The sequence below is a fragment of the Bradyrhizobium sp. JYMT SZCCT0180 genome, from assembly GCF_018130165.1.
GTDB lineage: Bacteria > Pseudomonadota > Alphaproteobacteria > Rhizobiales > Xanthobacteraceae > Bradyrhizobium.
The window spans coordinates 13332-39860 of the sequence record NZ_JAFCLZ010000026.1 but is presented as its reverse complement, the minus strand read 5'-3'; the positions used below and the strand labels follow the sequence as shown (position 1 = coordinate 39860).

At 63.6% G+C, this 26529-nt stretch carries 27 protein-coding genes; 20 read left to right on the top strand and 7 right to left on the bottom strand.

Features of this window, described 5'->3' with window-relative positions; all coding sequences use genetic code 11:
* Positions 1-40 precede the first annotated feature (40 nt).
* From cysT to JQ641_RS31140, 6 genes are all read left to right on the top strand, one after another.
* A complete protein-coding gene (gene cysT / locus JQ641_RS31165; RefSeq protein ID WP_283815237.1) occupies positions 41-847 on the top strand; it encodes a sulfate ABC transporter permease subunit CysT in 807 nt (268 codons plus the stop codon).
* Between the two features lie 7 nt (positions 848-854).
* Entirely contained in the window at positions 855-1817 is a 963-nt protein-coding gene (cysW, locus tag JQ641_RS31160; RefSeq protein WP_211999718.1) for a sulfate ABC transporter permease subunit CysW, read from the top strand.
* Entirely contained in the window at positions 1807-2856 is a 1050-nt protein-coding gene (locus JQ641_RS31155) for a sulfate/molybdate ABC transporter ATP-binding protein (RefSeq protein ID WP_211999717.1), read from the top strand. Before cysW ends, JQ641_RS31155 begins: the two co-directional genes overlap by 11 nt.
* Positions 2857-3038: 182 nt before the next feature.
* Positions 3039-3536, top strand: a complete 498-nt coding sequence (locus JQ641_RS31150; protein ID WP_192736918.1) for a CAP domain-containing protein — start codon at positions 3039-3041, stop codon at positions 3534-3536.
* 120 nt (positions 3537-3656) lie between these two features.
* A complete protein-coding gene (locus tag JQ641_RS31145; RefSeq protein ID WP_211999716.1) occupies positions 3657-4835 on the top strand; it encodes a DUF3734 domain-containing protein in 1179 nt (392 codons plus the stop codon).
* A gap of 5 nt (positions 4836-4840) precedes the next feature.
* Complete coding sequence (locus JQ641_RS31140) at positions 4841-5629, top strand: 3-hydroxybutyrate dehydrogenase (RefSeq protein ID WP_192736915.1); 789 nt, start codon at positions 4841-4843, stop codon at positions 5627-5629.
* A gap of 330 nt (positions 5630-5959) precedes the next feature.
* On the opposite strand, the gene JQ641_RS31135 is transcribed toward JQ641_RS31140, so the two are convergent.
* Together JQ641_RS31135 and JQ641_RS31130 are read right to left on the bottom strand one after the other, a co-directional pair.
* Positions 5960-7336: a flippase gene (locus JQ641_RS31135; protein WP_211999855.1), complete on the bottom strand. Its 1377-nt coding sequence runs from the start codon at positions 7334-7336 to the stop codon at positions 5960-5962.
* Between the two features lie 241 nt (positions 7337-7577).
* Positions 7578-8417 (bottom strand): protein-disulfide reductase DsbD domain-containing protein, encoded by an 840-nt coding sequence (locus JQ641_RS31130; protein ID WP_211999715.1) that lies wholly within the window; start codon positions 8415-8417, stop codon positions 7578-7580.
* A gap of 135 nt (positions 8418-8552) precedes the next feature.
* On the opposite strand from JQ641_RS31130, the gene JQ641_RS31125 reads away from it, so the two are divergent.
* The 3 genes from JQ641_RS31125 to JQ641_RS31115 all read left to right on the top strand — a co-directional run bounded on the left by JQ641_RS31125 (position 8553) and on the right by JQ641_RS31115 (position 12008).
* Positions 8553-9215: a YqgE/AlgH family protein gene (locus JQ641_RS31125; protein ID WP_211999714.1), complete on the top strand. Its 663-nt coding sequence runs from the start codon at positions 8553-8555 to the stop codon at positions 9213-9215.
* A gap of 349 nt (positions 9216-9564) precedes the next feature.
* Entirely contained in the window at positions 9565-11055 is a 1491-nt protein-coding gene (locus tag JQ641_RS31120) for an amidohydrolase family protein (RefSeq protein ID WP_211999712.1), read from the top strand.
* A 2-nt stretch (positions 11056-11057) separates the two neighbouring features.
* Complete coding sequence (locus tag JQ641_RS31115; protein WP_211999711.1) at positions 11058-12008, top strand: CobW family GTP-binding protein; 951 nt, start codon at positions 11058-11060, stop codon at positions 12006-12008.
* 89 nt (positions 12009-12097) lie between these two features.
* Here the strand turns inward: JQ641_RS31115 and JQ641_RS31110 are convergent, their stop codons facing one another.
* The gene (locus JQ641_RS31110; protein ID WP_211999709.1) at positions 12098-12988 is read right to left on the bottom strand and encodes a TauD/TfdA dioxygenase family protein; all 891 of its coding nucleotides are present in this window, start codon (positions 12986-12988) and stop codon (positions 12098-12100) included.
* 97 nt (positions 12989-13085) lie between these two features.
* Positions 13086-13865: an SDR family NAD(P)-dependent oxidoreductase gene (locus JQ641_RS31105; protein ID WP_211999707.1), complete on the bottom strand. Its 780-nt coding sequence runs from the start codon at positions 13863-13865 to the stop codon at positions 13086-13088.
* Between the two features lie 156 nt (positions 13866-14021).
* On the opposite strand from JQ641_RS31105, the gene JQ641_RS31100 reads away from it, so the two are divergent.
* The 3 genes from JQ641_RS31100 (at position 14022) to JQ641_RS31090 (ending at position 15828) form a co-directional block, all read left to right on the top strand.
* Positions 14022-14540: a GNAT family N-acetyltransferase gene (locus JQ641_RS31100; protein ID WP_349628649.1), complete on the top strand. Its 519-nt coding sequence runs from the start codon at positions 14022-14024 to the stop codon at positions 14538-14540.
* Positions 14541-14566: 26 nt separating this feature from the next.
* Positions 14567-15301, top strand: a complete 735-nt coding sequence (locus tag JQ641_RS31095) for an SDR family NAD(P)-dependent oxidoreductase (protein WP_211999705.1) — start codon at positions 14567-14569, stop codon at positions 15299-15301.
* A 128-nt stretch (positions 15302-15429) separates the two neighbouring features.
* On the top strand, positions 15430-15828 hold the full coding sequence (locus tag JQ641_RS31090; RefSeq protein ID WP_211999703.1) for a CsbD family protein: 399 nt from the start codon (positions 15430-15432) through the stop codon (positions 15826-15828).
* A 183-nt stretch (positions 15829-16011) separates the two neighbouring features.
* On the opposite strand, the gene JQ641_RS31085 is transcribed toward JQ641_RS31090, so the two are convergent.
* A complete protein-coding gene (locus JQ641_RS31085) occupies positions 16012-17703 on the bottom strand; it encodes an SGNH/GDSL hydrolase family protein (protein WP_211999701.1) in 1692 nt (563 codons plus the stop codon).
* A 157-nt stretch (positions 17704-17860) separates the two neighbouring features.
* The gene (locus JQ641_RS31080) at positions 17861-19285 is read right to left on the bottom strand and encodes a lytic murein transglycosylase (protein ID WP_211999700.1); all 1425 of its coding nucleotides are present in this window, start codon (positions 19283-19285) and stop codon (positions 17861-17863) included.
* Positions 19286-19511: 226 nt separating this feature from the next.
* Here JQ641_RS31080 and JQ641_RS31075 point away from each other — a divergent pair, with 226 nt between their 5' ends.
* Positions 19512-20390 carry a UTP--glucose-1-phosphate uridylyltransferase gene (locus JQ641_RS31075; protein ID WP_211999698.1) on the top strand — a complete coding sequence of 293 codons (879 nt, stop codon included), beginning with the start codon at positions 19512-19514 and terminating at the stop codon, positions 20388-20390.
* 134 nt (positions 20391-20524) lie between these two features.
* Here JQ641_RS31075 and JQ641_RS31070 read toward each other — a convergent pair whose 3' ends face one another.
* Complete coding sequence (locus JQ641_RS31070) at positions 20525-22033, bottom strand: sensor domain-containing diguanylate cyclase (RefSeq protein WP_211999696.1); 1509 nt, start codon at positions 22031-22033, stop codon at positions 20525-20527.
* 187 nt (positions 22034-22220) lie between these two features.
* Between JQ641_RS31070 and JQ641_RS31065 the strand changes: the two genes are divergently transcribed.
* The 7 genes from JQ641_RS31065 (at position 22221) to JQ641_RS31035 (ending at position 26517) form a co-directional block, all read left to right on the top strand.
* Positions 22221-22559 (top strand): type II toxin-antitoxin system RelE/ParE family toxin, encoded by a 339-nt coding sequence (locus tag JQ641_RS31065; protein WP_211999695.1) that lies wholly within the window; start codon positions 22221-22223, stop codon positions 22557-22559.
* On the top strand, positions 22556-22858 hold the full coding sequence (locus JQ641_RS31060) for a helix-turn-helix domain-containing protein (protein WP_211999694.1): 303 nt from the start codon (positions 22556-22558) through the stop codon (positions 22856-22858). Before JQ641_RS31065 ends, JQ641_RS31060 begins: the two co-directional genes overlap by 4 nt.
* 20 nt (positions 22859-22878) lie before the next feature.
* Complete coding sequence (locus JQ641_RS31055) at positions 22879-23136, top strand: DUF7662 domain-containing protein (RefSeq protein ID WP_192736901.1); 258 nt, start codon at positions 22879-22881, stop codon at positions 23134-23136.
* Between the two features lies 1 nt (position 23137).
* A complete protein-coding gene (locus tag JQ641_RS31050; RefSeq protein ID WP_211999693.1) occupies positions 23138-24004 on the top strand; it encodes a helix-turn-helix domain-containing protein in 867 nt (288 codons plus the stop codon).
* A 79-nt stretch (positions 24005-24083) separates the two neighbouring features.
* Positions 24084-24896 (top strand): amidohydrolase family protein, encoded by an 813-nt coding sequence (locus JQ641_RS31045; RefSeq protein WP_211999692.1) that lies wholly within the window; start codon positions 24084-24086, stop codon positions 24894-24896.
* 12 nt (positions 24897-24908) lie between these two features.
* Positions 24909-25706 (top strand): enoyl-CoA hydratase/isomerase family protein, encoded by a 798-nt coding sequence (locus JQ641_RS31040; RefSeq protein WP_211999691.1) that lies wholly within the window; start codon positions 24909-24911, stop codon positions 25704-25706.
* Positions 25707-26022: 316 nt separating this feature from the next.
* The gene (locus JQ641_RS31035) at positions 26023-26517 is read left to right on the top strand and encodes a copper chaperone PCu(A)C (protein ID WP_211999689.1); all 495 of its coding nucleotides are present in this window, start codon (positions 26023-26025) and stop codon (positions 26515-26517) included.
* Positions 26518-26529 lie beyond the last annotated feature (12 nt).

Here is a 26529-nt window from a genome sequence, read left to right as displayed (position 1 = left end):
AGGGGGACTTGTGAGCATAGCGGTGGCACGGCGGAGCAGCTTGCCGGGGTTTGGTCTCACCATGGGACTGACCCTGACATGGCTCTCCATTATTATCCTGTTGCCGCTGGCCGGCCTGTTCCTCAAGACGTTCGAGCTCAGCCTTGATCAGTTCTGGGGCATCGTCACCAGCCGCCGCACGCTCAATGCGCTGAAGATTTCGTTCGGGCTTTCGTTTCTCGCCGCCCTGGTTAATCTGGTGATGGGGACCATCATCGTCTGGGCGCTGGTGCGTTATCGCTTTCCCGGCCGCCGGCTGTTCGACGCCATCGTCGACATCCCCTTTGCGCTGCCGACCGCGGTTGCCGGCGTCGCGCTCACGCAACTGTTCGCGCAAAAAGGCTGGCTCGGAGCCCCGCTGGCCGAACTCGGCATCAAGGTCGCGTTCACGCCGATCGGGATCTTCATCGCGATGGTGTTCATCGGCATCCCCTTCGTGGTGCGGACGGTGCAGCCGGTCCTGCAGGATCTCGACGTCGAGATCGAGGAAGCGGCGGCGAGCCTCGGGGCCAACCGCTGGCACACGGTGTTCAGGGTGATCCTGCCCAGTTTGATTCCGGCGCTGTTGACCGGTTTTGCGCTGGCGTTCGCGCGCGCGGTCGGCGAGTACGGCTCCGTCATCTTCATTGCCGGCAACCTGCCGAACGTGTCGGAAATCGCGCCTCTCCTGATCGTGATCCGGCTGTCCGAGTTCCGCTACGCCGATGCGACCGCGATTGCGGTTGTCATGCTGCTGGCGTCGTTCCTGATCATCTTCGCGGTCAATCGCCTGCAGCGCTGGGCCCAGACCCGTCTTCCGGCGCATTGAGGGACCGATGTCGACGCAATCGAGTGTGGTGACGTCAGCGACCGAGTTGCGGGCCTATGCCCCGACGGCGGACCTCACCGTTTCCCCGCCGCCCTCCCGCATCGAGCGCGCGCGCCCGCGCACCGGCACATCGCCGGACAATCTGCGCACCGAGCCGGGGCCGATCCGTTTCATCATCATCGCCCTCGCGGTCACCTTCCTGTCGGTGTTCGTCGTGCTGCCGCTGGTCGTGGTGTTCGCAAGCGCCTTTTCCAAAGGCATCGGCGCCTATCTGACGGCGCTGGGCGAGCCGGAGGCGCTGGCGGCGATCAAGCTGACGCTGCTGGTGGCGGCGATCTCCGTCACCCTCAATCTGGTGTTCGGCATCATCGCGGCATGGGCCATCGCCAAGTTCGATTTCACCGGCAAAACCTTCCTGATCACGCTGATCGATCTGCCTTTCTCGGTCAGCCCCGTGATCTCGGGTCTCGTTTTCGTGCTGCTGTTCGGTGCGCAGGGCTTTTTCGGGACATGGCTGCAGGCAAATGACATTCACATCCTGTTCGCCGTCCCCGGCATCGCACTGGCGACCATCTTCGTAACCTTCCCCTTCGTGGCGCGGGCGCTGATCCCGCTGATGCAGGAGCAGGGCACCCAGGAGGAAGAGGCGGCGATTTCGCTCGGTGCGTCAGGCCTGCAGACCTTCTTCCGCGTCACCCTGCCCAATATCAAATGGGGCCTGCTGTACGGCGTCTTGCTGTGCAACGCGCGCGCCATGGGCGAGTTCGGTGCGGTGTCTGTCGTGTCCGGCCATATCCGCGGCGAGACCAACACCATGCCGCTGCTGGTCGAAATCCTCTATAATGAATATCAATTCGTGGCGTCGTTCGCGATTGCGTCGCTGCTGGCGATGCTGGCGTTGATCACGCTGGTCGTGAAGACCGTTCTCGAGCGACGTCTGGACGAAGGACAAGAGCCAAGTGACCATTGAAGTCAAAAACATCGTCAAGAAGTTCGGCAGCTTCGCAGCGCTCGACAATGTCGACCTGAAGGTCGACCAGGGCGAATTGCTGGCGCTGCTCGGCCCCTCCGGCTCGGGCAAGACCACGCTGCTGCGGATCATCGCCGGGCTCGACTGGCCGGATGCCGGCGAGGTGTTGATCGACGGCGAGAACGCGCTGGCGCGCGGCGCGAGCGAGCGCCATGTCGGTTTCGTGTTCCAGCATTACGCGCTGTTCCGCCACATGACGGTGTTCGAAAACGTCGCCTTTGGCCTCAGGGTGCAGCCCCGCGCCATTCGCAAGGACGAGGCCACCATCCGCGCCCGCGTCAAGGAATTGCTGGATCTGGTGCAACTCGACTGGCTGTCCGACCGCTACCCCAGCCAGTTGTCCGGCGGCCAGCGCCAGCGCATTGCGCTCGCGCGGGCACTGGCGATCGAGCCGCGCATCCTGCTGCTCGACGAGCCCTTTGGCGCGCTCGACGCCAAGGTGCGCAAGGAATTGCGGCAATGGCTGCGCTCGCTGCACAATGAGATCCACGTCACCTCGATCTTCGTCACCCACGACCAGGAAGAGGCGCTCGAAGTCGCCAACCGCGTGGTGGTGATGGACAAGGGCCGTATCGAGCAGATCGGCTCACCCGGCGAGGTCTATGACAACCCGGCCACCGCCTTCGTCCACGGCTTCATCGGCGAATCCATCGTGCTGCCGGTCGATGTCAGCGGCGGCTCGGTGCGGCTCGGCGGCCGGCCGCTCAATATCGCCGCCAACGGCGCGGCTTCCGGGGCCTCGAAACTGTTCGTCCGGCGTCATGACATGCAGATCGGGCCGGCCGGCTCCGGATCGCTGGAGGGCGCCGTGCGCCACGTCCGTTCGTTTGGTCCGATCCAGCGGGCCGAGGTGGCGTTGTCAGGCGGCGAGGGCAAGACCATCATCGAGATCGACGCCCCCCGCGACCGGGAACTCCAGGCCGGCGAAATCGTCAGCTTGCAGCCCCGCCGCTACCGTATTTTTGCGGCCCACGATTAGTGCAGTCATTCCGGGGCGGTTCGAAGAACCGAACCTCAGGTGCGCAATTGCGCACCGGGGAATCTCGAGATTCCGGGTGCGATGCTCCGCATCGCCCCGGAATGGCCGCAAAATTAGCCCCGCGTTCACCATTCAGCCACGGTTGGTATGCAACAACTGCGTGACATCACGGGGGTTGATTCATGCGCGCCGCGGCCGCGATAGCTGGACTTTTGTTGCTGGGCGGCTGCATGGCCGACACCGCCAGGGCGCCGGACCAGCCGACCATGTATCTCAGCATGGCCAATGGCGGCGCCACGCTCGATCCGCAGGCCGCGGCCTCGATGATTTCGCTCTACCGCCAGAACAACGGCCTTGCCGCCGTGGCTGTCGACCCGGACCTGATGAAGCTCGCCGAAGCGCAATCGCAGGCGATGGCCAAGCGCAACAAGCTCGATCATGACGTCAAGGGCCCGCTGGAAAAGCGCCTCGGCGCATCCGGATATCCGGCCAAACTCGCGGTTGAAAACGTGTCGGCCGGCTATCACACGCTGGCGGAAGCGTTTTCGGGCTGGCGTGACTCGCCGCCGCACAAGGCCAACATGCTCAAGAACGGTGTCACAAAATTGGGCATCGCGGCGATTTATGCCCCCAACACCAAATACAAGGTGTTCTGGACGCTCATTCTGGCGTCAACCTAAACCCGATAAATTAGGCGTGATCTTTGCTTAGGTCTCGCCAGAGCTTAGGTCTGGCTGATTGACGCCGTCGCGAACTGCCGCCACGGTATCAAGATCATTGCCCTCTGGTTGACGGTCACGATGGATACATCCAACCCCGCGCCCGCAACGAAGCCCGTGGATGCGCAACGCGTGCTGGTGCTGCAAGGCGGCGGCGCGCTCGGCTCCTACCAGGCCGGCGCCTTTCAGGCGCTGTGCCGATCCGGCTTCGAGCCGGAATGGGTGGCGGGCATCTCGATCGGCGCGATCAATGCCGCGATCATTGCCGGCAACGACCCTGCGACACGCGTCGATCGCCTGAAGGAATTCTGGGACATGGTGTCGTCCCCGGTGTCGTGGAGTCCGATCACGCCGGGTGACCGCGCGCGGTCGCTGTTCAACGAAACCAGCGCCGCCTTGATCGCGACCTTCGGCGTGCCCGGATTTTTCACGCCGCGGCTTCCGCCGGCGCCGCTGTGGCCGCAGGGCAGCGCGCAATCGCTGAGCTATTACGATACCGCACCGCTGAAGAAGACGCTGGAACGTCTCGTCGACTTCGATCGCATCAACGATCTGAAGATGCGGCTTTCCGTCGGCGCCGTCGGCGTCACCTCGGGCAATTTCAAATATTTCGACAATGTGGAATTCAAGAAGCTCGGCAAGAAGATCGGGCCGGAGCACATCATGGCGTCCGGCGCGCTGCCGCCGGGTTTTCCCTCCATCCTCATCGAAGGTGAGCATTACTGGGACGGCGGCATCGCCTCCAATACACCGCTCGATTTCGTGCTGGACGAGGAAACCAACCGCGATCTTTTGATCTTCCAGGTCGACCTGTTCAGCGCGCGCGGCGATCTGCCGGCCACGCTGCTGGAGGCCGCCGAGCGTGAAAAAGACATCCGCTTTTCCAGCCGTACCCGGATGAACACCGACAAGAACAAGCAGGTGCACAACACACGCAAGGCGCTCCGTGAGTTGGTCGCCAAATTGCCCGAGGACCTCAAGAACGATCCGACGGTGGCGGTACTGTGCAATGCGGTCAAGGAAAACACCGTCACGGTCGTGCACCTGATCTACCGCAGCAAGAACTACGAATCCTCGTCCAAGGATTACGATTTCTCGCATGTCGGGGTGGTCGAACACTGGAATGCGGGCGCCCGCGACGTGCATTTGTCGATGCGTCACAAAGAATGGCTAGAACGGCCGCAGTCCGGGGAGACCATGGTGACCTACGATCTCACGAGGGACGTTTCCAGCGCCCCCGAAAGCAAGAAACAGGAGTGACCAGAATGGGTATTTTGAAAGGCAAGACCGCCGTCGTGACCGGCTCGACCAGCGGCATCGGATTGGCTTACGCGCGCGCTTTCGCCGCCGCCGGCGCCAATGTCGTCATCAACGGCTTTGGTGCACCGGCCGATATCGAGAAAGAGCGTTCCGGCATCGAGACCGATTACAAGGTCAAGGCCCTTTACTCGTCCGCCGACATGACCAAGCCCGCCGAGATCGCCGAAATGATCGCGCTCGGCGAGAAGACCTTTGGTTCGGTCGATATCCTGGTCAACAATGCCGGCATCCAGTTCGTGTCGCCGATCGAGGAATTCCCGATCGAAAAGTGGGATGCGATCATCGCGATCAACCTGTCGTCGGCATTTCATGCCATCCGCGCCGCGGTGCCCGGCATGAAGAAGCGCGGCTGGGGCCGCATCATCAACACCGCGTCCGCCCATTCGCTGGTGGCCTCGCCGTTCAAGTCGGCCTATGTGTCGGCCAAGCACGGCATCGCCGGCCTCACCAAGACGGTGGCGCTGGAGGTTGCGACCCACAAGATCACCTGCAACTGCATCTCGCCAGGCTATGTCTGGACGCCGTTGGTCGAGCACCAGATCCCCGAGACGATGAAGGCGCGCAACCTTACCAAGGAGCAGGTCATCCGCGACGTGCTGCTGGACGCCCAGCCGACCAAGGAATTCGTGACCTCCGAGCAGGTCGCCGCCCTGGCGCTGTTCCTGTGCGGCGACGACGCTGCCCAAATCACCGGCGCCAACCTCTCGATCGACGGCGGCTGGACCGCGGAGTGATCTGTCATGCCTCGCGAAGGCGGGGCATCCAGTACGCCGTGGCTTATCGATTGAAACTGACTTCTCTGGAATACTGGACCACCCGCCTTCGCGGGTGGTGACAGCAGAATTGCTTTAAGTCGATCGAAATTTGGCGAAAGCTGCGCGTATCTCTGCGGCGGTCGCAGTTTCCCCAGCGTCGATGGATGCCATGGCGGCATCGATGATCCGCAACTCGTCGGGGGTGGCAACATAATCGTTGCCCCGTCGCCTAGTCTCGTTCGATTTCTCCGTCGCCATCGTAGAACGATAACACGCGAGGGTTCGTACTCCAATCGCTACGACAGATTGCTAAGCTCCGCGCTTCCCGAACGCCAGCACGTGCAGGCCGAGCCGCTGCCGGACGATCCAGAACAGCAGCACGGTCTCGAACGCGAGCGAGATCGTGGTTGCGGCCGCGGCGCCGTGGCCGCCGTAGCGCGGCACCAGCAGCAGGCACAGCACCACGTTCATGACGAAGGCGAGCGCATAGGCCAGCGCGCAGATGTGCTGGTGGCCGAGCATGTTGAGCAGCCGCTCGACCGGGCCGATTGCGGAGCGCACCACGAGGCCGACAGCGGCGATGAACATGATGTCGTAGCCGACCACGAATTGCGGCCCGAACAGCCACAATAGCGGCTTGCCCAGCGCCAGCAGCGCGATGGTGGCCGCTAGCGAGGGCCAGAACGTCCATTGGATCGCGTGCGCCACATAGGCCGACAGCCGCGCCTTGTCGCCGAGTGCGTGATACTCCGCAAAACGATGCGCTGTTGTTGCCGACATCGCGTAGTGGATGAAGGAAACCAGCGCGAGCGTCTTCACGACCGCGAAATAGACGCCGACTTCTTCCGATGAGCGAAATTGCTGCAGCATCAGCACATCGGTGTAGGAGAGCAGCAGATAGAAGCTTTCGACCAGCAGGATCGGTAGCGAGACCGCAAGCCAGCCGCGGAAATCATAGGCCTTGGCGCCGGCCTCAACGTGGCCGGCGAGCCTTCGGTTCAGCACCACCATCTGACCGATCATCGCGAGCCAGACCGCGGCGGCGCTGGCCAGCATGGCGACCGTGGCGCCGAGATTGAAGCCGAGCGCAAAGGCGCCGGCGGTGAGGCCGATGATCAGCGACTGGCGCACGATGAATTGCGGCATCAGGCCGAGCCGCATCCAGTCATGCGAACGCGCGATGCCGTCCTGGGTGTTGGCGACGACGAAGGCCGGCAGCGTCAGGCAGCCGATATAGAGCGGGACAACCGTGTTGGGCTCGATCCATGGCGACAATGTTTTCACCACGCCCGCCAGCGCCAGCGAGACCAGCGACGACACCGCAAACGTCATCCAGCGGCTGCCGGAGAGGAAGCCGCGCAGCAGCGCGTGCTGGCCGCTGGTGCGGTATTCCGGAATGATCTTTTGCGCCGACGCCGAGATGCCGAAATCCATCATGCTGCCGAGCAGCAGCACCCAGGTCCAGACATAGACATAAACGCCGTAATCCGAACCGCCCATCCAGCGCGCCAGCAGGATCTGCGAGAAATAGGCCAATGCCGCACTGATCACGCGGATGATGAAGATCGTGCCGGCCAGCCGCTTTGTCAGGGAAGCTTCGCCCGAACCACCGAAGAGACCGCGAAGCAGCGATCGCAGGCGCGCGATCGGGCCGGCAGGCGAAGCGGAGGTGGATTCGGTGTCCATCACGGCCACAGCAAGGCATCCTCGAAAGGCCGCGAGGCGGCGGCGATGCTCCGATGTATCAACGATTCGTTAAGATTCGGTTGGGTGATCGGCACCTACGGCGTCGTCCCGGCGAAGGCCGGGACCCATAACCACAGGGCGTAGTAATCTAAAACGGTGTCCACCACCTGCGTCTTAAGCACCCGCCGCGGCGTATGGGTCCCGGCCTTCGCCGGGACGACAGTTAGCGCCGGGGCGACGGCTACTGCAAATTCACATTGAACTCATAGGCGCGGTCGCCGCCGACCAGCGTCAGTTTCAGCGCGGCGCCGTCGGCGCTCGCGCCCGGCGGCAGGCCGTCGAGCTCGAAGGCAAAACGCTTCACGCCGGGCGGGCCGCCCTCGATCAGCTTCGGAATCGGCAACGCCCAGTCCGGCGTCGGACCCTCGACGAACAGGCTGACATCCTTGCCGCCGGGCGCGGTGACGTCGACAAGCACGTTGGCCTTGCCCTCGCGCTTGACGTCGCGAATGGTGAGGGGATTGGGATCGCCGACATTGGCCGGCTTCGGCACCGCGTTGAGCGCATCGGACAGATTGCCGTCCTCGGTGCTCGCCACGCTGGCAAAGGCCAGCTCCGCCTTGGCGTCGACCGGGATGCAGAGCTTGTCGCACACCGCGTAGTTGATGTCGGCGCGCAGCGTCACCGGCTTGTCGGTATTCTTGGCGACGATCCGCAGCGGCAGCACGACCTGCTGCTTGTAACCGAGCGAGAAGCCGCCCGCGCCGTCAGCGAACTTCATCGGCGCCGGCCACAAAACCGTCACCGCCTCGACATTGTCGGACTTGGAGAAATCGAAGCGGGGCGGAACGCCGGAATCGCCGGGCGTTCGCCAATAGGTTTTCCACCCCGGCTGTAGCTGGATGGCGATACCGCCGAGCAGCACCGCGCCGCTGCGCGATCCCGCCACCAGCCGGATCGCGGAATGGGTGTCGCGCTGCCAGGGCGAGGCATCCTCGGCGCGAACCTCGACGGCCGTGCATGCGACAGCCAGAGTGGCGGCAATGCCGAGCGCGGCCCGCATGGGAACAATGACGGTCATGAGATGTCTTTACAGGCAAGCTTGGCCGCAAACCATTGAATTGCTTGTGATCCGCGGTCGAATACAACGCACGGCTTGATTGACAGAACCGCCACCCGATATCAGGATATGAATCAGCAAGAGAGGCCTTTGCGGATGAGCCCTGAAGGCAAGACACCGAAGACGGCACCAAAGCCTGCTCGCCGCAAAGTCGGCGGCATTGGCCACAATTCGCCCAATGAGGGCTACCTGGACGGCCAGCTGCTGATTGCCATGCCGGTCATGGGCGACCCGCGCTTCGAACGCTCGGTCATCTACATGTGCGCCCATTCGTCCGAGGGGGCGATGGGTATCATCGTCAACCGTCCGGCCGGCAGCATCGATTTCCCGGGGCTGCTGGTGCAGCTCGATATCATCAAGACATCGGACCAGATCACGCTGCCGGAAAACGCCGAGACCATGAAGGTGCTCAAGGGAGGTCCGGTCGACACCGGCCGCGGCTTCGTGCTGCATTCCAGCGATTTCTTCATCAAGGATGCCACGCTCAATATCGACGACGGTATCTGCCTGACTGCGACCGTCGATATCCTGAAAGCGATCGCCAAGGGCTCGGGACCCAAGCACGCGATCCTCGCGCTGGGCTATGCCGGCTGGGCGCCGGGGCAGCTCGAGGACGAAATCCAGCACAATGGCTGGCTGCATTGCGCCGCCGACGCGGACCTGATCTTCGGCGACGACGTCGACGAAAAATATCAGCGTGCGCTGCGCAAGATCGGGATCGATCTGGCGATGCTGTCGAACGAAGCCGGGCACGCGTAGCACCGCGGTCACCGCACCCTCAGCGTCGTCCCTGCGAACGCAGGGAGCCACCGGCGGCCATTGCTTTGCGCGCCGGTCATTACCTCTCGTCTCCAACCATACAGGCCGCGGAGTATGGGTCCCTGCTCCCGTGCGCAATTGCGCACTAGGCAGGGACGACGATAGATTATTAGCGGCTACTCCTTCGCCTGTTGCGCCACTCGCGGATGCGTGCCCTTCGCCGGCAGAGGTTGTTGCCTGTCCGAAAATCTGCCTCTATGGGGGCGCGACGGCCCTTGTTCGCCAGTCTGCGCGCCTTCGAGGCTGAGCCGGCTTCGCAGGGAGGTCTTCAGTACGCGGGAGTGACGAGATGGCTGGTTTGGTAATAGCGGGTGGCCGGGTGGTGGATCCGGCCAGCGGGATGGATGCCATCGGCGATGTGGCGGTGCTCGACGGCAAGATCGCCGCCGTCGGCACCGGGCTTGGCAGCGCCGAGCGCACGATCGACGCAACGGGACTGGTGATCGCCCCCGGCTTCATCGATTTGCACGCGCACGGCCAGTCGATCCCGGCCGACCGCATGCAGGCCTTCGACGGCGTCACGACGTCGCTCGACCTTGAGGCCGGAGTCTTGCCGGTTGCATCCTGGTATCGACGCCAGGCCGAAAAGGGCCGCGTGCTGAACTACGGCGCCGCGGTCAACTGGGCGTTCGCGCGCATTGGCGCGATGACCGGCTCCAACGCGGAAAGCTCGCTGGAGGCGTTCGGCAATGCGATGCGCGACCGCCGCTGGATCGACAACGTGGCCAGCGATACCGAAGTGGCGGGGATCCTCGAGCGCATCGCAGGCGGGCTGAGCGAGGGTGGCATCGGCATCGGCATCCTCAACGCCTATGCCCCGGGCGCCGGCGTGCAGGAGCTGACCGCCGTGTGCCAGCTGGCGGCGGCGCGCGCGGTGCCGACCTTCACCCACGTCGCCTACATGTCGCGCATCGATCCGGAGAGCGCCGCGGAAGCCTATATCCGTCTGATCGGCTATGCCGGCGCCACCGGCGCGCACATGCACATCTGCCATTTCAATTCTTCCAGCAAGACCGACATCGAGCGCTGCGTCGCGCTGATCGCCAAGGCGCAGGCGCAGGGGCTTCCCATCACGGTCGAAGCCTATCCCTACGGTACCGGTTCGACGGTGCTGGCGGCGGCGTTCTTCAGCGACCCCGAATTCGAGGCGCGCAACGGCCTCGGCTATGATTCGGTCCAGCGGGTGACCGACGGGCATCGCTTCCGCGACCGGCAGGAGCTGATGGCGGCACAGGCCGCCGAGCCTTCCACGCTGGTTCTGTGGCACGTTCTGGACATCGACAATAACGCGCATCATCGCGACCTCCTCGACATGGCGGTGCTCTATCCCGGCGGCGCGATCGCCTCCGACGCCATGCCCTGGACGCTGACGGACGGCCGCCCCTACACCGGCGACGCCTGGCCGCTGCCCGACGACGCGACCTCGCATCCGCGCTCGGCGGGTTGCTTCACGCGCTTCATCCGCGAGTGGGTGCGCGAGCGCCGCAAAGTGTCGCTGCTCGAAGGCATCCGGAAATGCGCGCTGATCCCGGCGGAAATTCTAAGCGCCTCTACACCGGCGATGCGCGCGAAAGGCAGGCTGCAGGCGGGTGCGGATGCCGACATCGTCGTGTTCGATTACGAAGCGCTGAGCGACCGGGCGACGTTCACGGCGATGAACCGTCCCTCGGAAGGCGTGCGGCATCTGGTTGTCAGCGGCTATCCGCTGATCTCGGATGGCGTGCTCGATGTGGCGGCGCGGCCGGGCCAGCCGGTGCGCCGTCCCGTCACCGGGGGCTAAGCGTGCCGGTCCCGGTCGTGCTCGTGGCCGGCTTCCTCGGGGCGGGCAAGACCACGGTCGTGAACCATCTGCTGGCACATGCCGGGGGCAGGCGGATTGCCGCCGTCGTCAACGATTTCGGCGCGATCAATATCGATGCGGAGCTGATCACCGGCGCCGCCGACGGCGTGGTGAGTCTCAGCAATGGCTGCATTTGCTGCACGCTGGAAGGCGATCTGTTGCGCACGCTGGCCGGCTTGCTGCGGCGTGATCCGCGGCCGGAATTCATCGTGATCGAAACCAGCGGGGTCGCCGATCCCCAGGACATCGTGCGCAACCTGATGGATCCGGTGATCTGGCGCGAGGCGCCGCTCGAAACGGTGCTGTGCGTCGTGGACGCTACGACTTCGCTCGCCAGGTTCGACGACGCCCTGCTGCGGTCCCAGATACGGGCGGCCGATGTGATCGCGCTGAGCAAGGTGGACCTCGTGGACGCGGCCAGCCACACGCCGGTCCGCGATGCGATCCGTGCGATACGTCCGGCTGCGGTGCTGGTCGATGCGCCGCACGGCGAGGTTCCGATGGCGCTCCTTTTTCCTTCGGATCCGGATCGAGCGCCGGCGCCACGCGAGCCGGGGCAGCGACGGCCAAGGGCGGATCGCTTCGAGGCGCTGAGCTGGACGTCGGAACGGCCGCTGACGTTGTCCCGATTGCAGGCAGCGATCAATCGGCTCGCGCCGAAGCTGGCGCGGGCGAAGGGGCTGTTTGAGGCCGTCGAGCAGCCCGGAAAAGCGATGTTGCTTCAGTTCGCCGGTGGACGCGCGACGCTGGCCCCTGGCGGGACGCTCGCCGCAGGAGTGCCGCGGACGCGCATTGTGTTCATTGCCGAGATCGGCGTGCTCTCGCGCAACGAGATCGATGCCATCATGGAAGGGTGCGTTGCAGACGGGCGCGCGCCTAACCGCGACACGTAGGGTGGGCAAAGCGAAGCGTGCCCACCAATCGACACTCCGCTCTGGATGGTGGGCACGCTTTGCTTTGCCCACCCTACGGTTCTTGACTGCTACTCCGCCGCCTGTTGCGCCACTGTCGGCGCTGTCCCCGCCACCGTGGCGCGGCGCATGTCGCGGGGCTGCGACTGGTCGTAGCGGCGCACGCGATGCATGGTCTGGCGATTGTCCCACATCACGAGGTCATGCAGCGTCCATTTATGGACGTGGACGAATTCGCTCTGCGTGGCGTGCTCGTTGAGGTCGCGCAGCAAGACCCGCGCTTCCGGCATCGTCATCCCTTTGATGGCGCCGGCATGCGACGACAGGTACAGCGATTTGCGGCCGTGTACCGGATGGGTGCGCACCAGCCGCTGCAGCACCGGCTTGAACAATACCTTTTCTTCATCGGTGTAATCGAGGAAGCCGAGCGAGCCGCGCGAGTACATCAGCGAATGCTCGCAGATCATGTCCTCGATCTCGGCCTTGGTCTCGTCATCGAGCGCATCATAGGCCGCGCGCATGTCGGCGAATTCGGTGTTGCCGCCCTTGGGGTTCACCACCCGCGCCGACAGCAGCGAGAATTTCGCCGGGATCGGGCGGAACGATGAGTCGGAATGCCACAGGCAATTGCCGAGGTTGAACAGGTTCACGCGGCTGTCGCGCGGCAGCGGCTTGCCGTCCTTGCCGAGGTTGGAGACGTCGTTGAGCCCGGTCTGAGCCAGCCGCGAATCCTCCGGCTTGACGACACTGCCGCCGCGCGGATTTTCCCGCTCGCCGAAGTTCAGCGCGAACGCCATCTGCTGCTCGTCGGTAACGTCCTGGCCGCGAAACAGCAGCACGGCGTATTTGTCCATGCCGGCTTCGATGTCTTGGGCCTCCTGCGGCGTCAGCGGCTTGCGCAGATCGACGCCGGAAACCTCGCCGAAAAAATGCTTCCCCAGCTGCCGGATCGTGACCGTCATGGCGTTTCTCCGTAAAGCGGCGGGCGGTTTGTCCCGCTTCGTTTTGTAAAAAACTACTCCGTGATGGGCTCAAGTCAACGTTTCGGCTGCATGCCCGCTACGCGTTTCGCGCCATCAGGCCGCCATCCACCGGAATAACCACGCCGGTCAGGTATGATGCGGCCGGCAGGCACAGGCTCAACGTCATGTGGGCGACTTCCTCGGGATCGCCGTAGCGGCCGAGTGCGGTGCGGCGTTTGGCGAAGATGGTCTTGTGCTCCTCCGCAATCCGCTCGGTGATTCCGGTCCGGATCGGTCCCGGGCAGATGCAGTTCACCGTAATGCCCTCGCGGCCGAGTTCCACAGCGAGCGCGCGGGTCAGGCCGGTGACGCCGGCCTTGGCGGCGGCGTACGGGCTGTTGGTGGCGGTGGCGCCGAGCGCTTCGGTGGAGGCGATGTTGACGATCCGCGGGCATTTTGATTGGCGCAAATGCGGCAGCGCGGCACGGATGATGCGCGGATGCGCCGTCAGCATCACCGCCAGCGCCTTGGTCCAGGCCTCGTCATAGCCGTCCGCGTCGATCGGAGCGCGCAGCGACAGGCCGGCATTGTTGATCAGGATGTCGAGGCCGCCGAAATGCGCCGCGATCCCGCCGACGACCTTGATGATGTCATCGGCCTTGGCGACGTCGAGCGTCCAGGCCTTGGCGCTGCCGCCTCTTTCCTTGATTTCATCGGCAACGGCCTGCGTGGCCTCGGCGTTGATGTCAGTGACGGCAACATTGGCGCCTTCGGCGGCGAACACCAGCGCGGTGGCGCGGCCCATGCCGCTGGCGGCGCCGGTGACGAGAACGGTCAGGCCCTTGACCGAACGGCTGAGCTCTCTGAAGTCTGACATGGTGTTACCCGCGGGTGTTGTGCATGGCGTTGCAGGATTGACAAGGCTGGCACCGATCCGCAGACAGGTCAAACCAGAGCGTTTTCCAGCGAAGTGGACTCCGGTTCGCGTGAAGAAAACGCGTCAAAACAAGATTCTGCAGTAACAGGGTGCAACGTGGCCAATATTCCCGATCTGCAAATTCGCCGCCTGGAGATTTCGGACGCTGCGCTCTTCAGGGATATCCGGCTGGAGGCGCTTGTGAAAAACCCTGAAGCCTTCGGCAGCACGTTCGAGCGCGAAAACGCGCAGCCGCTCTCGTGGTTTGAGGAGAGGCTCGGCGCTGCGGACATCTTTGGTGCGTTCCTCGATGGGGCGCTCGCCGGAATGGCCGGATATTCCGCGCGGGAAACTTCGAAGCAGGCGCACAAGGGGCTGCTTTGGACCATGTATGTCCGAAACACTGCGCGAAATTTGGGGCTTGGAAGAAAGCTTGTTGCAGCAGTGCTCGATCACGCGCGTGGCCGCGTCGAGATGGTTCAACTGACCGTCGTCAGCGAGAACGAAGCGGCGCACCGGCTTTATCGCGCGATGGGGTTTGTCGAATACGGCTATGAGAAGCGGGCCCTCAAACACGACGGGCGATATTACGACGAGATCCTCATGGTCAACGTCCTCGACCAAGGCCTAAGCTAGGACATAACCAGAAAAGGATGCAGGCGATGAACGAACTCGATTTCAGCGGCAAGCAGGTGCTGGTGGTCGGCGGCTCCAGCGGGATCGGCAACGGCATCGCGCAGGCGTTCCGCGCCAAGGGCGCGCGCGTCGCGGTGTGCGGCACCCGCGCCAAGGCGGCGGATTACTTCGCCGGTGAAGGATCGGATCTTCAAGGCCTCGAATATGCGCAGCTCGACGTCAGCAACGCGCAGGCGATCGAGCAATTCAAGCCTTCGTTCGACAGCCTCGACGTGCTGGTGCTGGCGCAGGGCGCGGTGATCTACCGGCGCGGCGAATTCGAAATGGATGGCTTTCGCAAGGTGCTCGAGGTCAACCTGATGAGCCTGATGGCGTGCGCGACGAAATTTCACGCGATGCTGAGCGCCAGCAAGGGATCGCTGATCATCGTGAGTTCGACCGCGGCCTATCATTCGACCATGGGCAATCCCGCCTACAACGCCTCGAAGACCGGCGCGGTCGGCTTGACGCGCACGCTCGGCGAGGCATGGGCCGAGAACGGCATCCGCGTCAACGGCATCGCGCCGGGCCTGGTCGACACCAAGATGACCAATGCGACGACATCAAATCCGAAGCGGCTTGAAGGCGCGCTTGAACGGATTCCGCTGAAGCGTCTCGGCACGCCTGCCGACATGGCCGGCGCCGCCTTGTTCCTGGCGTCGCCGCTGGCGTCCTACGTCATCGGGCAGACCATCGTGGTCGATGGCGGGCTCATCCTCTAAATAGCGTTTTCGAGCGAAGTGGGTACCGGTTCGCGTGAAGAAAACGCGTCAAACTATAGACGTCTGGAAGACATCGGAACTTGCCAGCGTCTCGTCGGTTACTTCCTCTGAAACAGGGAGTGATCGTGATGGACAAGGATCGAATTGCAGGTTCGGCCAAGGATTTCGCGGGCAAGGTCGAAGGCGCCGTCGGTAGTATGACGGGCGATGCCAAAACGCAGGCCGAAGGCCGCGCGCGCGAGGCCGCAGGTACCGTGCAGAATTTGTACGGCCAGGCCAAGGACGCCGCGCGCGACGCCACCGATGCGGCGGCCAACTACGCCAAGGATGCTGTGGACACCGTCAAGGACGCCTACGGCAACAGCGGCGACACCATCCGCGACGGCCAGAAGGCGATGGCGAAAACCGTGCAGGACAATCCGCTCGGCGCACTGCTGGTCGCCGGCGGGATCGGTTTCGCACTGGCGCTGTTGATGACCCGACAGCCCCGCCGCCCGCCGCCATCGCGCTGGCGGTATTACGGCTAGTTTCAGCATCAGGGGCCCTATGGTTCGAGACGCGCGGCTTTGCCGCGCTCCTCACCATGAGGGTTCAACACCTGATCCTGAAGAGCTCATTTCAAAAGCCCGACTCTCTCGCCCTCATGGTGAGGAGCGCGTCTTCGCGCGTCTGGAACCATGAAGCCACAGAGCACGGCGTGCAGAACAAAACTATCGTGTGAACGCGCCTGCGGGGGCTTCCGCCGCTCGTCCGACGTTACCCGGCGGGCGCGGCACGCCCGGGGCGATGGGTCCAGGCGCGCGCGGCGGCGCTGGTGCAATCTGGCGCGGCGGCGGCGCACCGAAGCCGCCGAAGAAATCGCGCAATGCCGGCTGTTCGGTCTGCGCGGGACGGAATTGCCGCTTCGGTGCAAGGGGTTTCGGCGGCGCGGCGGGCGCGGCTGCCGGGACCGTACCATCAGGTGAGGTAGCAGCGACCGGCGATTCACCCTTGGCTTGGTCCTTGCCGGGTTCCTTGGCCTGTTCGCGGCCGATCTCGCGGCGCGGCCAGGCGAAATCATCGGCGCGGCCGGCCGGCGCCGCCAGCGGTTCGCCCTTCACCAGCGTTCTCGCGGCAAGCGCATCGACCGCGGCGGGACGCGTGCCCGGTCCGCCGAGCAATTGATCGGTACCGACGGAGGAGGCGATCAGCGGCAAAATAGGTCCGGCCAGCGGCCGCGGCGCCGGTTGGCCCGGCACGGCATTGGCGTCGGGCGTCGCCGGTTCGACCGGCAGCGCGATCGGTCCCGAGCGGGAGGCCAGCAGGCGGCTGACTTCACGCTCGACATAATGCGCGAGCTTGCGCGCGCCGGGCTTGGTGAAATACACGCCGTCATAGGAACGCAGTTGGCGGATCTGGCCTTCGAAGTCGGGACCCTTCTGCAAGAAGCGGCCGGCCTCGTCGACAAAGCCATCCCAGATATCGACATAGGTGATGCCGGCCTTGGCCGATGCGTCGCGATAGAGCGCATTGAGGAACAGCGAGTCGGACGTGCCCTTGACGCCGCGCACAGCGGGTAGCCCGACCCACAGCACCGGCACGCCCTTGGATTTCAGGATGCCGATCATCTCTTCGATTTTCTTGGCGTAGAGCTCCACCCAGCGCTCGTCGCGGAATTCGTAGAGCCCGCCCGCCGAGCGCGAACTCTTCTCCGGTGCTGCGACCTGCGGCGCATCGCTGTCGGCGTCGTCGGCCGCTTCGGCATCGGCCGGCTTGTCATCCGGCTTGGCAGCGGTCTCCGCCGTGCCATCCGGTTTCGCGCCGGGTTTGGTGTCGGCCGGCTTGGCGGTCTTCTTGTCGTCTTTCTTCGATTTATCAACCGCCAGCTCGCGGATCGCGACGCGGTCGTTGAGGCCGAGCATGACGACGATGGCGTCCGGCTTCTCGTTGGCGAGGATGCTGCGCGCGGCGGCAGCCCAATCTGACGGCTCGCCCTTGGGCTGATACTTGATCAGGCCGGATACGGTCCGATGCTTGCGGATCACGCCCATGTCGGGCTGTTCGGAGTAGGCGTCTTCCAGGCCGTAGGCGAGCCAGTCCGCCATGGCGTCGCCGAGCACCAGCACGTTCCGTTCGGCCGCGGCGTCGCGCTTGGCGGGCGCCGGCGCCCTGGAGAAATCCTGGCGCGGCGCTTGTTGCGGGGCCTGCTGCTGGAACGGCGTAAAGAAGTCGCCGCCAAACCAGCCGCCGTTGTTGCGCGGCGCCTGCCGCTGCTGCTGCGGCGGACCACCGAAGCCACCGAAATTGAAGAACTGCGCGGACGCCGGTCCCGCGATCCCGATCAACAGCGCGATCGCCACCGCCACCGCCGTCAGCGGACCGGTTTCGGTGAACACGCGGAAAAAGGACTTTGGCTTTTGCATCCGGCTCGGTCGCAATGGGTTGTGAAGGCGCGGTTATAATAGCTGAATCAGGCCGCAAGCGGGCATATTCCTTGCCATAAATCGGGCAACGGCCACACCCGTCAAGGGCGGCACGAAAATGTGCTGTACAGGGTTACTTTTGGAGCCGAATCCCGTTTCAGCGCCCCCTAAGCCGCTCCAGCACGTCGGAGGAGGCGAAACCGTCCGCAGGGGCCCCGATCGAGGCCTGAAAGCCGCGCAGCGCCTCGCGGGTCATGCCGCCGAACTGGCCGTCCGGGGTGCCCCGGTAGAAGCCGCGCTGGGCCAGCAGCTGCTGCAGCTCCAGCCGCTCGGCCCGCGACAGCACCCGTTCCTGCCGCGGCCAGGGCTGCACGAACGGCGCGCCACCGCGCAGGCGGTCGGCGAAATGCCCGATCGCCAGCGCATAGGCCTCGGCCGGGTTGTATTTCATGATCACCCGGAAATTCTGCAGCATCAGGAAGCCCGGCGCGTCAGCGCCGGCCGGCGCTAGCAGATAGGCCTTCTCGGTCGGATTCGGGAACGGCTTGCCGCCGGCGCGCGTAAGGCCCTGCTGTTCCCACTGCGCAACCGTCATCGCCTTGGCCTTGTCGGCCAGCATGAAGTTGAAACCCTTGGGCAGCACGACCTCGTAGCCCCAGGTCTGGCCGGACTGCCAGCCGTCTTTCCTGAGGTTGTTGGCCGTCGAGGCGATCAGGTCGGCCGGATTGTCGACGACATCGCGGCGGCCGTCGCCGTCGGCATCGACGGCGTAGCGCTTGAAGGCGGTCGGCATGAACTGCGTCGGCCCGAACGCGCCCGCCCACGAGCCGCGCATCTGTTCGGGACGCAGATCGCCGCGGTTCAGGATCTCCAGCGCGGTCAAAAACTCGTCCTTGAAATAGCCCTGGCGGCGGCCGATGCAGGCCAGCGTCGCGGTCGAATTGAGCACGTTGCGATCGCCCATCTGCGTCGAGTAGTTCGATTCGATGCCCCAGATCGACGCGATGGCGTAGCGGTCGACGCCATAGGCTTTTTCCACCGCGTCGAATTGCGGTTTGTACCTGGCGAGGATCTCGCGGCCCTTGGCGAGCCGGTTTTCATTCACGAGGATGTCGAGATAGTCCCAGATCGCCTTGGTGAATTCGGGCTGCGAATCCATCAGGTCCATGATCCGCAGGTCGGGCGAAAGGTCCGCGGTGAAGCGCTCGAAATTCGCTTGCGTCACGTGACGCCGTGCGGCATCGGGCCACATCGCGGCGACGCAATTTGGAAAATTCGCGGCCGCCTGCCGGATTGCAGCTGCGGTCATCAGAGGATGGCCCGAACCGCCGTCTTCGCCGCTCCAGGGCGGCGGTGCGGATGGTGCTGATGGCGCGGATGGTGCGCCTTCCGGGGCAGGCGCTGCCTGAGCCTGCGGCGAGGTGGCTGATTTCTGGCCGAAGATGTTGCCGAGGAAGTTCGAGACGCCGTTGTTGCCGGATGATTGGGCAAAAGCCTGGGTGCAAAAAACAGCATGCAGCAGCGTCACCGCAATGATGATCGCGGCGGTCCGGTAGGTCACCGCGGTTCCCGTCCAACGCATGTCGTCTCCGCCCTTCAACATCCCCGTTTCACAAGGCCCTGTCACGGTTTCCAACAGCTTAACAAAGGCCGGAATTTGTTGCTTCCCCTTTTCCGCCGCAAGGGGGCGCAAAGCGGGAAGCGGACTTTGTTGCACCACACATCCGCCTTTGTTCCCGGCTGCAAACGGGCTACCAACGTGCCATCAGACGCATACTCCTCACGCTTAAGGGACTTCCGATATTCCCATGAAAATCCGCAAAGCCGTCTTCCCGGTCGCCGGTCTCGGCACCCGCGTCCTGCCCGCCACCAAGGCGATGCCGAAGGAAATGCTGACCATCGTCGACAAGCCGCTCATCCAGTACGTCTATGACGAGGCCAAGGAAGCCGGCATCGAGCATTTCATTTTCGTCACCGGGCGCAACAAGGGCGTGATCGAGGACCATTTCGACCGCATGTTCGAGCTCGACACCACGCTGGCCGCGCGCGGCAACAAGAAGGCCGAGCAGGACATCCTGGCGCGCGACCAGCCCGCCGCCGGCGCCACCAGTTTCACCCGGCAGCAGGCGCCGCTGGGTCTTGGCCATGCGGTCTGGTGTGCGCGCGACATCGTCGGCGACGAACCGTTCGCGGTGGTGCTGCCGGACGAACTGGTGCTGAACACGCCGGGCTGCCTCGCGCAGATGATCGAGGCCGCAAACAAGCTCGGTGAGAAATCCAATGTGCTCGCGGTCGAGGCGGTGCCCGAAGAAATGACCCATCAATACGGCATCTGCGGCGTCGGCAAGCGCACCGGCAAGATGTTCGAGGTCGACGGCATGGTGGAGAAGCCGGCCAAGGGCACCGCGCCGTCAAACCTGTCGATCACCGGGCGCTACATCCTGCAGCCGGAGATCTTCAAGATTCTCGAGACCCAGGAACGCGGCGCCGGCGGCGAGATCCAGCTCACCGATGCGATGCGAGCGCTCGCCAACACGCAAAAATTCTACGGCCTGGAGTTCGAGGGCGAGCGGCACGATTGCGGCTCCAAGCCCGGCTTCCTGCGCGCCAACATCGCCTACGGCATGGCTCGCGCCGACCTGCGCGCCGACCTGCGCGCGGAGATGAAGAAGTATTTGGAGAAATAAGCGAGGGAGCGCTGGTGGTCGTCATCATCCGCGAAAGCGGATGATCCAGTATTCCGTGACGCTGGCGACTGATCCGAAACAGCACGGCGTACTGGATGCCCGCCTTCGCGGGCATGACACCGGTACTGATCAGCTCAAGCCACCATCGCCAAATGCGGAACGTTGGCGACCACGGTCTGGTTGCGGCCATTGGCCTTGGCGGCATAGAGCGCCTTGTCGGCGGCCGCGATCAGGTCAGGCCAGTCCAGCCCCGCCGATGGCATCATGCTGGCGACGCCGATGCTGACGGTCGTGACTTCCGGCTCCTCCGACCAATGCGCGACCTTGTGCCGGATGTTTTCGGCGACTGCGTGCGCCTCGGTGACCGAGAACCCCGGCAATAGCACCGCGAATTCCTCGCCGCCGAACCGTGCCCCGCAATCGCCGGCGCGCCTGACCGAATCCGAAATACAAATCGCAATGCCGACCAGCACCTGGTCGCCGGCCTGGTGGCCATAATTGTCGTTGTAGGCTTTGAAGTGATCGGCATCGATCATCAATAGCGCGACCGGCGTCCTGCTGCGCACCGCGCGCCGCCATTCCATGTCGATCTCGAGATCGAACTTGCGCCGGTTCTTCAGGCCGGTGAGCGCGTCGGTGGTGGCGAGTTCCTCGAGCTTGTCCTCGGCCTGGGCGCGGCGGCTGATTTCGCGCCCGAGGAAGAAGGTGGTGCCGAGCACGAACAGGATCAGCGCGGTCATGATGGCGCCGATCCGGATCACTTCCCGTTGCCAAACGTGGAAGATGGCTTCGAGCGGTTTTCCGACCACGACATAGAGCGGACCGCCGCTGTCGCGCCGGACATAGAGCCGGGGTGTCGCATCGACGGGGCCTTGCCCGGCATAGGACCCGGTGGGCTTCAGATTGTTCGCGCTCCAGGTTCGCACCGTCGCCAGGTTCTTGCCGATGACGTCGAGGTTGAACGGCTTGCGCATGATGATGGTGCGGTCGCGGCGCAGCACGGTGATCGTGTCGTCGGCACTGAGGTTCAATCGGTCGAACAACTCGTGGAAGTAACTGAACCGGATCGAGCCCGCGGCCACACCGAGAAAGCGGCCTTCGGCGTCGGCGATGCGCCGGCTCAGCACGATCGAATAGGCGCCGCGATGCAGCATCGGGCGGCTGACGAACAGGCCCTCGTCCGGATTGCCGCGATGGACCGCAAAATATTCCTCATCGGCGCGGTTCTCCGGCCGCGGGTCGAGCGAGGAAGCATCGATCCACAATCGCCCTGACGCGTCGAATACCTGGATTGCGCCGAAATGCTTGGCGGAGGCGGCGCGGTCGAACAGGATCAGATGGCGGATTTCCTTGCTGACGTCCTTGAGCTCCGGCATCACCAGATTGCTGGCGACCGCACGCAGCGACAGGTCGTAGAGCTCGATGTTGCGTCCGATGTCGGCGTCGATGCCGGCAGCGAGGTTTTCGAGCATCTGGCGGGCCAGCTCTTCCTCGCCGCGCCGCATGTCGAGCATGACGTTGGCGCAGATCGCGGAGAAGCCGATCACGGTGGCCACGGAGGAGGCGATCAGCAACTTGGCTGACAGCCGCCAGGGCCGATGGGCCCGTTTTTTGGCCAAGTCTATGCGCCGTCCGAACAACATCGTCCGCTCCCCGGCCTCCTGAATGCACCGGAAACCTTGTCGCGGCCTTAAATGGCGACAACGATGCGCCGATCGGTTAACGCTTGGTTGCCGGGATCGGCAGCATTGCGCAAAACGACGGGGACGAGCGATCTGAACTTAAGAGGTTCCTTGACCATACTACGGCATTGCCGTAGTATGGTCTCCAATGCAAACCGTCGTGGAAACGCCGTCTTATCTGGCCGACGCGGAGCGGTTGTTTTCCCCTAGCGAGCGCATGGCCATCGTGGATCGCCTGGCCTCCGATCCCACATGCGGTGTGGTCATTCCCGGGAGCGGCGGCATTCGCAAGGTCCGGTTCGGCTTCGGCGCTCGCGGCAAGAGCGGCGGCGCACGGATCATTTATCTGTTTAGTGGGAGTAGTCTGCCTGTGTTTGTTCTGGCGGTGTTCGCCAAGAACGAGAAGGCCAACCTTTCGCAGGCGGAGCGAAATGCGCTAGCCAGCATGGTCGGCGACCTGATCGAAGACTACAGGAGGGAAAAATGACGAGATCTGCGTTCGACAAGATCAAGGCCGGGCTTGGCGAGGCCAAGGCCTACATCGATGGATCGGAAAGCAAGCGTGGCTACGGAATCCATGTTCCGGCGCGTGTCAACGTGAAGAAAATCCGCACCCGGCTCGGCCTCTCCCAGGAGAGTTTTGCGCAGACCTACGGCTTCGCGCTGTCGGCTGTGCGCGACTGGGAACAGGGCCGCCGCCAGCCCGAACGCAGTGCACGCATCCTGCTCAAGGTTGTCGAAAAAGAACCCGATGCCGTAACGCGAGCCTTGGCAAAGACTGCTTGACCCTCTGACCGAGTACATCCGTGAACGACTACGACCTGCTGCGGGACTACCTGAAGAAACAGAAGCTGCCCGAATTCGTGCTGACCTTCGAACAGATCGAGGAGATCATCGATGCCGCCCTGCCGCGCGCGGCGCACCGGGCCTCGTGGTGGGAAACCGAGCGCAGCCCGCAGGAGAAGATGCCGCAGCGCGAAGCCTGCCTCGAGGCCGGTTACATCGCGACAAGGCAGGCGGACGGCAAGAGCGTGAAGTTCAAGAAGATGAAGGTGAGGAGATAGGTTGGCCACGCGGACCATCCGGATGTCAGAAGATGGCGAACATCTGTTCGCGCGCCCCTCTTTTTACGCCGAGTTCGCGCCGCTGCAGGACCACAGCAAGTTTGTAGATTCAATCTACGTCCTGAAGGACCGGGGGCGGTTGACGGCAGACCGCCTGACGTTTGCCTCTCCGCTCAGGGAACTCGCCTTCAGCTTTCGAGAAAGCGTCCCGGGATCGGGACATAGCGGCAAAGTGGTCGTGAACGAACCGAGCTTTGGTCATCGGAAGAAGGGCAGGGCGTTTTCCGGCTGGATCATCGGCATCAAGTTCAAGCCGAATTGGTCGGGTCCGTTGCGCACGGAAGACCCGACGATTGTCGCCTGCCAGGAGACCCTGGCGCGCGTCATCAGTACAAGTCGATCGTGTCTCGACATCCTGAATTCCCTGGACCAGGTCGTGCTTGCGCTTTCGCAACACGCGCAGCACGGCTCACTCATCAGTAGCGATTACTTTGAGACGTCACGCGACCGGGTTGGCAATCTTGCAAACCACGTAGGCGGCTCGGTCAGGACGCTTCACCGGAGGATGAGAACAGCGACCGGTTTTCCGCCGAAGCGCTTCATGGCAATGCAGCGGTTCCGCCGCTCAGTCTACGAAATTGCGACCCGAGGTGCCGGGCTGTCAGCGATCGCCTTTAATCTCGGATTTTCCGACCAGGCTCACCTGACCAGGGAGTTTCGGCGGCACGCCGGTGTTACGCCCGGTGCATTCAAGCAGGCCTGGCGCGGGCGTCACGCGCGGGCTGTCCGATTTCTTCAAGACGTCGGTCCGTCCAGCCGTCTAAGGATCGCAGTATGGCCCCTTGAGGCCACAACTAAAGCTGGTTGAGCCGGTTCGCGTTCGCCATTGGGCGGCACGCGCATTCGGGCGCAACAGGCTCGATCCTCGTCGGCGCGGACACTACAACATGATCATCGATGCCTGGATGCAGCACCCGAATGCGGACTGGATCGCAAATCCGATGTTCGAATCGTTGCGTCGCTGGAGACCCGGCAAATGGTCGGAAACGGCCCCTCCCATCGAGCACACGCTTGCCGAGATGGATCGTGCAGGCGTTTCCGTCGGCATGCTCTGCGCGTGGCATGGTCCAAACGGCCCGATGATCAGCAACGACGAGGTCGCGCAATACTGCCGGGCATATCCTGATCGCTTCATCGGTATCGCGTCCGTCGATCTTTTTCGTCCCATGGAAGCGGTGCGGGAGTTGAGGCTTCGGGTGAAAAGGGACGGTTTCAAGGGGCTGCGGGTTTTGCCCTGGGTGTGGGGTCTGCCGCCAGACGACCGTCGCTATTATCCCTTGTTTGCCGAGTGCTGCGAGCTCGACATCCCGTTCTGCACGCAAGTCGGACACGCAGGACCGTTACGCGAATCCGAGCCCGGGCGACCCATCCCCTATCTCGACAGGGTTGCGCTCGAATTTCCGGAGCTTCGCATTCTCGGTGGCCATATTGGCGTGCCGTGGCTCAATGAGATGCTCTCCCTCGTCATGAAATACCCGAACGTTTTCATCGACACATCGGCTTACAAGGTGAGCCGGTATCCAGCTGAGCTCGTCGAATATATGCGCGGCAACAAGAGGCATCGGGTTCTCTTCGGGTCTAACCACCCCTTCTGGCCCGCGGGCGAGTGTATCGCCGGACTGGATAGTCTGAGCCTTGGTGTCGACGCTCAGTCGGCATTCCTGGCGGACAACGCACGGCGCTTGTTCAAGCTCACCTGAGAGGATTGCCCGATGCCCTGGACCATCGAACGCCAGCACCCGCATGTCGCCGTGGTGACCATGAACACCAACAAGGTCAACGCACAAAATCCGGCTTTCTTCGCCGATCTCCATTCAGCATTCGACCGTCTCGAGACCGAATTCGGCGATTGCGCCGTGGTCTTGACCGGATCGGGTGCGGTTTTCACGGCCGGGCTCGACTTTGATCACCACTTTCCGCTATTCGCGCGCCGCTCGCTCAAGGAGATCGACGCCTGGTTCGACGCTTACCGGGCTACGAACCTGCGTCTGTTCACCTACCCACGGCCGACGGTGGCGGCAATCAACGGTCATGCCTACGCCGGTGGGCTGATTACTGCGCTTGATTGCGATCACCGCATAGCGGGCGAAGGTCCGCTGCAATTCTCATTGAACGAGGTGCCTATCGGCATCCCGATGCCGGCCGTCTACTGCGAGATCATCAAACACGCCGTCGGTCCGCGCGCGGCATTCGAGTTGACGCTGTTCGGTCAAATCCATGATCTCGCGGCCGCGACTCGATTGGGCATTGTTCAGCAGACGGTCGCGCCGGATCAGGTGCGGGATGCGGCCATCGCCTGGGCGGCGCTGGTGCCACCGGACTGCTATACTGCTTATGCCTTTTCGAAGCGCGCGCTTCAGGCGACCACCATGGCAGCAATCGACAATGCCGCACGCCTTGATCGAGATTGGCTGTCGCGCGGCATGTCCGATCCCGGAAGCATCCGTGCTCACGCGCGACGCTACAAGGAATTGAAGGGCAAGGATATCACCTGGCCATTGCCTGTCTAAGGGTGGCGACCACGACCGCGTAGGCCGCGTCAGCGCAGCGAGCCGGCGGGCAAAGCTCAACGAGCGAAGCGGCTCGGGTTTGGCAGAGACGCCAGCGATGGATCGCCACGGTGTACTGTATGCCACGGCGCTCGGCTCGCTGCCTCAAGCCGCTCTGACATCAACACCGGCGCGCCGCATACCCGGGGAGAGCGGGTTGCCGGAATCATTTTCCACACGCGGCCCTATCGCCGCCCCAATTTAGGAAGAATTGGAATACCCAAGGGCGTAATCTAAAACGCAAGAAACAAGAAAAGATCGTGGGAGGATGGCGCCGATGAATCGGACAGCCTGTTCCTTTAGGCATCCCTTGCCTGCAAGTCCCCGCTGGCCGCTGCTGGCGCTTGGACTTGCTGCCGGGCTTGGGTTGGAACTTGCGCTGACGCCCGGCTTCGCCGCTGCCGGTGATGCGCTGCAGGTGACCAACGCTTCGGTGCCCGCGTCCGACGAGATCGGCATCAATCTTCCGCTGCTGATGACGATCAAAAACGATGCGGCCGAAGCCGACGCGCTGCTCCGTGTCCGTTGTCCGTTTGCAAACTTTTCCGAGAAACACACCGTCGATCGCGGCGAAGGCGCGCCCGCGAAGCGCGAGATCAAGTCGATACCTATACCGCAAGGCAAGACGATCGAACTCAAGCCGGACGGTTATCACGTCATGCTGCTGCAGACGCGGCAGAAGCTCGTCCCCGGCGAGGCCTTCACCTGCACCATCGTTTTCCAGAAGGCCGGCACCAAGGAAACGGAGGTGCAAATTTCGCGAACGCCCTGATCGCGAAGAACT